The sequence below is a fragment of the Candidatus Neomarinimicrobiota bacterium genome, assembly GCA_041862535.1.
In the GTDB taxonomy this organism is placed as follows: domain Bacteria; phylum Fidelibacterota; class Marinisomatia; order SCGC-AAA003-L08; family TS1B11.
Genome location: JBGVTM010000180.1, coordinates 1 through 8,759 on the forward strand (window position 1 = coordinate 1; position 8,759 = coordinate 8,759).

The following is an 8,759-nucleotide window of genomic DNA, read 5'->3' on the forward strand; positions in this document are numbered from 1 at the left end:
GGCTGCGGGTGAGAATCTCGATGTCCTGGAACCGGAGGCCATAGTCCCGGGTGAAGCGCTCCTCTACCTGCGCCGGCAATTCGGGCAGCTCGGCCCTGATGGCCTCCACCCGCGCCTGGTCGATCACCAGTGGCACCAGATCCGGCTCGGGAAAATAGCGGTAGTCCTGGGCCTCCTCCTTGGTGCGTAGAAGATGGGTTTCGCCAGCGGCTTCGTCCCAGGTGAGGGTACACTGCTCCACCGTACCCCCCTGTTCGAGAATCTCAACCTGCCGCCGGATCTCGTAGCTCAGACCCCGCTCCACACCCCGGAAGGAGTTGAGGTTCTTCATCTCCGTCCGGGTGCCGAATTCCGCAGTGCCCCACAGCCGCACCGAAATGTTGGCGTCGCACCGCAGCTGCCCCTTCTCCATGTCCGCATCGCTCACCCCGACGTACTGCAGGGTCTGCTTCAGGCGCTCCAGGTAGCGGTGAGCCTCCTCTGGTGAATGGACATCCGGCTCGCTGACAATCTCGATCAGCGGCGTTCCGCAGCGGTTGAAATCGATATAACTTTCGTCTTCCAAACCGTGAATCGCCTTCCCCGCATCTTCCTCCAGGTGAATGCGGGTGATACCCACCGTCTTAACGCTGCCGTCTTCCATACAAAAGGAAAGGCTGCCCTCCTCGCAGAGCGGCTCTTCGTACTGCGAAATCTGGTAGCCCTTGGGCAGGTCGGGGTAGAAGTAGTTCTTGCGGGCGAACCGCGAGAGTGGCCTGATCCGGCAGCCCACCGCCAGCCCCATGCGGATGGCGAACTCCACCGCCTGCTCATTCAAGACCGGTAGCACCCCGGGGTAGCCCAGGCAGACCGGGCAGGTATATGTATTGGGCGGGGCACCGTAGGTCCGCCGGCACTGGCAGAATATCTTGGTATCCGTCGACAGCTGGGCGTGCACCTCCAGCCCGATCACCGGCTCCCACTTCTCCATGGTGCTATGAAGCTCCTCTGATGCCATGATGTCAGCTTCTTATTGAGTCGAATTTACGCAATGCCTTGACGCAATTCACGGGCCAAGGCAGTAAGTCCTCCCGAAGTATTCCACCTTACCTGGGTCTCCTTTCAGCCCTTTTACTTCCTTTTCGATCCGCCGGCCAGCGGACTCTGGGCAGGCTCGGCTCTGGCTGACGGTGGGCTTTCTACCCATCTCGGCAGGACCAGCTCGAGGAACCGGGCCTACCCAAACACAGATAGGCGGGTGACGTTGTGCGTCCCGAGTGGACCATCATATCATGCTGGTAATCGTATGAGAAATATCCACACCCTTAATAAATTATCGACTGGAATAGAGTGAGCTGCATGGCAGACACAGTAGGTTACGGTCGAGGTCAACAGAATATACTGCCCGATAGCGTGATTCCTGGATAATCGGCTTCATCCAGCCGCCACCACATGGGAAAGCCTAAAAAAGCTCTAGTTGCCGTGGCTCATCCAGATGATGAGGTTCTCTGGTCCGGGGGAACCATTCTCATGCACCCCGAATACGATTGGAGCATTTACACACTTTGCCGACGGACAGATCCCGATCGAGAGCCCAGATTCCGGAAGTCTCTGGACTATCTGCGCGCCGGCGGCGAGATGGGAAACCTTAATGACGAACCCGAACAGATAGCCTTACCGACGCTTATCGTGGCAGAAGCGATCCATACTCTGGTCCCGGCCGGTCACTACGATTGGGTCCTTACCCATAGCCCACGTGGAGAATACACCCGGCATCGCCGGCACGAAGAAGTTGGACGAGCCGTGCTGAATCTCTGGGAAAAGGGAATCTTAGATGCGAAAGAAATCTGGCTGTTCGCCTACGAGGACGGCCAGGGCGCCTATCTGCCCCGGCCCATACCAGACGCGGACATCATCACACCGCTCCCGGAGTCCATCTGGCAGGCAAAATTCAGGCTTATTACCAGTATTTATGGCTTTGCGTTAGAATCTTACGAAGCCAGAACGACCCCCCGAACCGAAGCGTTCTGGCGCATTGGATCGGCGTCTGAAGTGAAACTATGGTTAACTGAAAAGGAAGCTCAACGATGAAGATTCTGGTACTTTATGATTATCCTCCGTCCCCCGGTGGACTTGCGACACAAGGGGATTTACTATACCGTGGATTGAAAGAAACAGGAGTAGATGTTCATGCCGTTCACTTTGAATCGGCGCAGGAGAAAGAGTGGTATTACCGCTGGTTTGAACCTGATGTCGTCGTGGGAATTGGCTACTGGGGCCATGTACCGCATATCGTACTTCATCCCCAGAGATATGGAGTGACTCCGGTACCCTGGCTGGTATCCAATGGCTTCATGGCGAACTATCACGAAATCCTGGAAGCCCTGCCGCTCGTGCTGGTGACTTCCAACTGGGTGAAGAAAATCTATATTCGCGACGGATTAAGCGGCAACAATATTGAATTGCTGCCGGTTGGCTGCGATACCGATGCGTTTATTGCTCGTGATCGAAGTGATCCGAAGGTGGCCAAGGTTCGGGAAGCGCTGGGTGTGGCCCCTGATCAGATCATGATTCTTACCGTGGGAGGTGACGCCGCTTCCAAGGGCGCTCAGGAAGTGATGCAGGCACTGGCACTTATCGACACCCGGGCTCCCGATTGGAAATATGTCTGCAAGGTATGGCCCCAGCCAAGAACCGAACAGCAGAATTTGCAGGACCTGCAACTGGCCACCCAGCTCGGAATCAACCACAATGTCGTCTATAGCACCAACGTCGTGTCACGAAACTTCATGCCTTACCTGATGGCTGCCTGTGATATTTATGCCGCCCCTTCACGCCTGGAAGGATTCGGGCTTCCGCATATCGAGGCGGGTGCCTGCGAGAAACCCGTAATCGGAATCAAGGCTATGTCTTTTCTGGATACACTCGTACACGAGGAGACGGCTTTCCTGGCCAAGGTAGCCGTTGAAGTCCGGCTGAGAGAGACCACCGTCGGTGAGGATTCCGGCTATGGGGAAAGCCATCGGGTGGTCTTCAAAAGCCCCCGTTCGGTCGACTATCGCGCCAGTATCCACGACATCGCCGAATACCTGATGGCACTGATGCAAAATCCCGAACTACGCCAGAAGATGGGTAAAGCCGGCCGGGAACGGGTCGTCAAACGGTTCGACTATCGGGTGGTGGCTAAAAAATTCTTGCAGCTGGTGACTGAATACAAGGGAATCTCGTGAGATGGGCCTGGATGCGCATACAGCGACACTGATCGACGCGACCGTTAAAGAGGCGGAAAAGGTCCTAGTTCATAATGCCCATGGTCCTTATCATGGTCTGCCCCGGACAGCAGGCTGGGGTTATCCGGAGCCATATACTCGCGATCTGATGATTGCCGCTCCGGGTATTCTTCTGACCGGGAATAAGGTATTGATCAACGCTTTGCGCAGGGTCCTGGAGACTCTGGCTCAAAATCAGAGTCGCCTGGGGCACATCCCTTCCCTGACTCACAATCGCGAAGAGCGAGGCGCCAGCGATACAACACCCCTGTTCCTCCTGGCACTGGCCCTCTACCGACGGGTAACCCAAGAGCACGATTTCCTGAAAGAAGCAGCACGCAAATCACTGCTCTGGATGGAATATCAAAGCCCCACTGACTGGGTTATCGTGGCCCAACAGCCTACCAGTGACTGGCGGGATGAACAGTGGGTCCTCGGATATGGTCTTTTCGTCAACACCCTGGTGTATACCTACCTGCGGCTCTGGGATCAACATGAAAGAGCACGATCCCTCCGCAGCAGAATGTCACGCTTCGCAATGGATGAGGAGGGTATTATCCAGCACGTAATTCCTGAAGGTCTCGCACTTCGGCGTCGGCCGTATTATGCCTTCTGGGCATATAAAATATATACCAGCGGCCGCTTTGATCTGGTGGGCAACAGTATTGCTATCCTGAGTGGAATCGCCTCCCCCACCAGGGCTCGCAATATCATCACCTGGGTGGAAAAGGAATGCGAGGCGCTCAAGCAGCGGGGAGAACTGTCGGTAGATTTGCCACCCAACTTCTTCCCCTATGTTCAGCCAAGCGATCCGGAATGGAGACATCGGGACAGCACCTATAATCGCCCTGGAGAATACCACAACGGGGGTATATGGCCCTGGACCTGTGGTCTTTATATTGCCGCCCTGGTGGCGGCTGGGCGACACCGACTAGCCCAACAGAAGCTCGCCGCCCTGACCAACCTCGTCCGGCTATCCCGCCAGTCCGATCTGGACTTCGGCTTCAATGAATGGCTTCGAGCTCAGGACAGTACACCGCAGGGCCAGGATTGGCAGACCTGGTCAGCCGCGATGTACATCTATGCGGCTGAATGTGTCAAACAGAATAGAACTCCCTTTTTCGATCAAGTCCGCGATTGGTAACGGTGAAAAAACCCATCGAAATAGGCCTTAAAGCCAGGTATCACATTGAATCAAGCTGTCCCCAAATTCCAAACATGGGAACCTTACCATGAAAGAAATAACGGCCTACGTGCGTCCGGACCGAGCCGATGATGTGATTCTGGCTCTTGAAGAAATCGGCATAAAAGGATTAACCGTCATCGACGTGGCTGCCATCGCGGGGTGGACGGATCCGCGAAGCGCTCGTTATTCATCCCGCTACGCGGCCCGTTACGGTAGTGTCGTCAAGCTCGAATTGATCTGTCTGGAAGCACAAGTGGATGCGATTGTTGCCGCCATCCGCGCAGCGGGCGCTACCGGTCAACCGGGTGACGGAATGATCTTCATTTCAAGTATGGACGAAGCCATTTCCATCCGAACCGGCGAGAGAGGCCCCGACGCTATCTGACTGCGTTCACCTGAAGCCTGACCGGGTATCAACGTCAAGGCCCCACGGGCAATCCCAGGGCTGCCTACTGCTTCAAGCCGATTGAAGGGACCGGGCCTACTCGGCAGTGATTTCAACCAGGTCCTCAAAACCAGACTCGCCCTTAACCGCCACTGCTCTCAGTAATCCTAATCCCGAGGCGTAGAACTTGTGTTCCACAATCCCCGGCTCCAGGGGATTCCATTCGGCCGTTTGCAGACAGTTGCCAAAGGTCCCGTATGGGACGGTGACCGTTTCGTTGAGGCTCAAAACCTGCGCGACGTCTTCGGCTTCTCCTTCAAAGTACTCCTGGCGATACCACAAGCCCTCGATGGGATTGGCAAGCATGATGATACCCGGCAGGGCACCAGCGACACCCGCTTCCCACGAACCAGCTGTACTCACAACTCGACCATCTTCAATCTCTCTGGAATCCTCTCCGAAATACCAGACATTACCGTGTTTGTCCTGAGCATACCAGTCGAAGGTGTCCTCCACCAGATGCCCTTCCTCGTACTCCCGGGCATTCACTACCACACAAGTGACTCCCATAATCACCCTGGTGTCAGCGGTATGCTCCTCCTCAACTCGAACCGATAGACCGTCCTCATTCTCACCTTCATACACATAGGTGGTGCCGGGCGTAATCGGAAAAAAGGCATTGCCTGTAATGGTGGAATCCTCAAAATCAGCCGTATCAATGACCACCGAGTAAGGCATATCAAGAGGATTCTCGGGCTCTAGGATGTCTTCATCCTCGCATCCTATCATGAGTAGGAAACCTGATAAAACCACAAAGCCAAACATCGAGAATCCTGCCTTCATTTCTCTTCTCCCCCGTTACTCAAATAGTTCGGGTTTAACGTTGATAACTGACGCCGACAAAAAAGGTTGCCGATTTATCTATCCGCTTTCCGAGGAGGTAGCCTTCGTCTTTCCAACCACCTTTAAGTAACAGGCCAAAACCTTTATAAAACTGATACTTAACATCAAAAGCGATAGCGGCGCCCCGGCCATACATATCCTGATCCCAGAGGTCACAAGCGGCCCCCAACGTGAATTTCCCCTGCTCCACCAGGCCGGGAACCTGGATACCGATACCGGTGTTCCTGTAAGGCCTGCCAGCTTTGATATACAGGGCATATAGCCTCCGGTTAAAGCGCAGATAATTGGTGAGATACAGCTCATATCCTAATGGTGAGGGATTGAATTGGGTGCCCCAGATCCAGGCTTTGATTTCATCGCCGAACATCCGCGGCGTTAGCAGGCCGTGGTTCTGTTCCATGTCGGCGCCAAAAGCCTTTGCGCTCTGGTAAAGCATCGGGTCCAGCATGATCCACAGTACACTCAGGTATACTGCCTCCTGATAATAGCTGCTTAACTCGGGATCAACCGAACCGTCCTGGCGGATGGCAGGTCGGCTGGTATAGTTTTCATAAACCGATAAAGCCGACTCCACCGGGTCGCCTACCGTCGAGGTCCAGGTTGAAGGCTCTTCGGGGTTCGCCGGAGCAATTACAAAGGCATAGAAAGTGAAATATACCTCTTGAATAAAGGCATGGATGAGCTCGTCCGCATATGCGTAATGATGTTGATAGAAGTCAAGGTGAGTCTGGCGCATCATAAGGTTGTTGATTTCGTGGCCACCGATGGAGGCTAGCGTCTCTTCTTCGACGGATAATGAGGCTGGCAGATCCATTTCCGCCTTGGGGAACGGAAAGCTGAAGCCGTGAATAATAAAATCACCGCCTACCTGCCGTGCCCGGGCCCAATGTCCAAATTCATGCGGCCAGAGGGAGAATATATAGGTCCAATAGACTGCCCAGACCGTTTCGGCAATCGGCTGAAGCCTTTCCGGCAGTCGCGGCCCGATACCTCTATAATACATGTCCTGGAATACCTTGTTCAACGAAGTGCCCGCTGTGGCGATAGGATCAAGTTCATACGGCTGGCCGAAGAGGAAACGATATTCACGGTAGGGCCCTGATTGACTGAATACCAGAGAGCTAAGTGTTACCGTGAACGCGATGAGATAAACCCAAAGTCGCATCCTGGTCATTCGGTGCTGATTCATTTCAACCTCCCCGGAAACAATTCACTCTTTTCGCGCACCAAGCTAACGACAAATCACCGGGACAGTCTTACATTCCCGGTCGAATTCAACACTTTCAACCGGTAGAAAAAAACACATTACCGGATTCACCATTCCCGTCGAAGCAATAGGCCCAAAGTAGGTCCCAACTCGGACCCACGATGTCCACCCAGGCGCTGCCGCAAGCTGCCGGCTAATACTAACAACTAATCGCTATAGCACCGCCTTCTTCACCGACATGATCCCCTCCAGCTCCGCCAGGGCCTGGAGTTGCTCGTCATCGGGGGCGCTGTCCACCTTGATTACCAGGTAGGCATGTTCCGCACTGTGTTCGCGGTTAAGCAGGGCCTCGCCAATATTGATGCCGAAGCCGCCAAGGGTAGTGCCGATGCGGCCCAAAACGCCAGGCTCATCACGGTTGCGGATAAACAACATTACCCCTTCCGGCTGGAGTTCCAGGTGGTAGCCCTCGATCTCCACGATGCGCGGATGCTGCGCCCCAAAGACCGAACCGGCCATCGATTTCTGGACTCGGTCGGTGGTCACCTCCACCCGCACCAGGTTGGCATAGCCGACCTCCGCAGACTTGAAGGCATGGGTGAAAGTGATACCCCTTTCCCGGGCCACGGCGGCGGTGTTCACGAAGTTCAGCCGGGTATCCAGCATATGCTCCAGAACCCCGCGCAGGGCGGCCAGGGCCACCGGATGAGAGTCCTCTATGGTGCCGGAGCAAGTCACCTGCACCGCCATAACACTTCCTTCCACCAGCTGGCTCAGCAGCCGGCCCATGCTCACGGCCAGCTCCAGGTGGGGTTCCAACTGCTTCAGCAGAGCCATATCCGCCACCGGCACGTTCAGGGCGCCCTGCAACTTGCCCTCCAGCAGGAAATCGGCGACTTGCTGGCAGATGGCCACCGACACCCCTTCCTGAGCCTCTTTAGTGGAAGCACCGAGGTGGGGCGTCAGCAAAATGTTCTTGGCCTTAACCAGTGGATGGTCCTTCGTGATCGGCTCATTTACGAAGACATCCAGCGCCGCCCCGGCGATGGTTCCGTTATTGAGGGCCTCGACCAGGTCCGCCTCATTAACGATCCCACCCCGGGCACAGTTGATCAGGCGGGCAGTGGGTTTCATCTGCGCCAGCCGCCGGGCGTCGATAAGGTTGCGGGTCTCATCGTTCAGGGGAACATGGAGTGTCACAAAGTCCGATTGTGACAGGAGTTCCTCTAGCGAGACAAGCTTGAGCTCATCGGATTTCAACAGTTGCTGAGGGGCATAGGGATCATAACCCAGCACTTGCATACCGAGCGAGCGCGCATAACCCATGACCTGCCGGCCGATCCGCCCCAGCCCGATAATTCCCAGGATCTTGCCACGGAGTTCCACTCCCCGCAGCGCCTGACGATCCCACTCCCCTACCTGGAGCTGCCCATGCCCCAGATGCACGTTGCGGGAGAGCGCCATCATCAGGGCCAGCGTATGTTCGGCAGCCGAGATGGTGTTGCCGTCGGGGGTATTCATCACCACGATGCCCCGCAGGGTAGCCCTTTCCAGATCAATATTGTCCACCCCCACGCCGGCCCGGCCAACCACCTGCAGATTATCGGCCCGTTTCAATAGCTCGGCATCCACCCTGGTGCCGCTACGCACGATCCAGCCATGAATCCCACCCACCTCGCTCAGTATCGCGTCGATGGGCTGACCAGCCAGATCAACCACCTCCAGCCCCCGGTGGGCAAGGAGCTCTTTGCCCCGGGGCGAAATGGGGTCGGTAATCAGTACCCGCTTCATCAGGCCTCGCCTTCGTCCGTCAGGACGTGATCGAAGGTT

Annotated in this window: 8 protein-coding genes; 4 read left to right on the forward strand and 4 right to left on the reverse strand. The window is 55.7% G+C overall.

Going from position 1 to position 8,759, the window contains the following annotated elements; all coding sequences use genetic code 11:
* A partial coding sequence (gatB, locus tag ACETWG_06465; GenBank protein MFB0516230.1) for an Asp-tRNA(Asn)/Glu-tRNA(Gln) amidotransferase subunit GatB occupies nucleotides 1-997 on the reverse strand: 997 nt, incomplete at its 3' end.
* Nucleotides 998-1,431: 434 nt separating this feature from the next.
* Here gatB and ACETWG_06470 point away from each other — a divergent pair.
* From ACETWG_06470 to ACETWG_06485, 4 genes are all read left to right on the forward strand, one after another.
* Complete coding sequence (locus ACETWG_06470) at nucleotides 1,432-2,070, forward strand: PIG-L deacetylase family protein (GenBank protein ID MFB0516231.1); 639 nt, start codon at nucleotides 1,432-1,434, stop codon at nucleotides 2,068-2,070.
* On the forward strand, nucleotides 2,067-3,209 hold the full coding sequence (locus ACETWG_06475) for a glycosyltransferase family 4 protein (protein ID MFB0516232.1): 1,143 nt from the start codon (nucleotides 2,067-2,069) through the stop codon (nucleotides 3,207-3,209). Before ACETWG_06470 ends, ACETWG_06475 begins: the two co-directional genes overlap by 4 nt.
* Before the next feature lies 1 nt (nucleotide 3,210).
* The gene (locus tag ACETWG_06480) at nucleotides 3,211-4,392 is read left to right on the forward strand and encodes an amylo-alpha-1,6-glucosidase (protein MFB0516233.1); all 1,182 of its coding nucleotides are present in this window, start codon (nucleotides 3,211-3,213) and stop codon (nucleotides 4,390-4,392) included.
* An 88-nt stretch (nucleotides 4,393-4,480) separates the two neighbouring features.
* Nucleotides 4,481-4,819, forward strand: coding sequence for a P-II family nitrogen regulator (locus ACETWG_06485; protein MFB0516234.1), 339 nt, complete (start codon nucleotides 4,481-4,483; stop codon nucleotides 4,817-4,819).
* A 96-nt stretch (nucleotides 4,820-4,915) separates the two neighbouring features.
* Here ACETWG_06485 and ACETWG_06490 read toward each other — a convergent pair whose 3' ends face one another.
* From ACETWG_06490 to serA, 3 genes are all read right to left on the reverse strand, one after another.
* Complete coding sequence (locus tag ACETWG_06490) at nucleotides 4,916-5,662, reverse strand: hypothetical protein (GenBank protein ID MFB0516235.1); 747 nt, start codon at nucleotides 5,660-5,662, stop codon at nucleotides 4,916-4,918.
* Between the two features lie 34 nt (nucleotides 5,663-5,696).
* Complete coding sequence (locus ACETWG_06495) at nucleotides 5,697-6,911, reverse strand: hypothetical protein (protein ID MFB0516236.1); 1,215 nt, start codon at nucleotides 6,909-6,911, stop codon at nucleotides 5,697-5,699.
* 231 nt (nucleotides 6,912-7,142) lie between these two features.
* A partial coding sequence (serA, locus tag ACETWG_06500; protein ID MFB0516237.1) for a phosphoglycerate dehydrogenase occupies nucleotides 7,143-8,759 on the reverse strand: 1,617 nt, incomplete at its 5' end.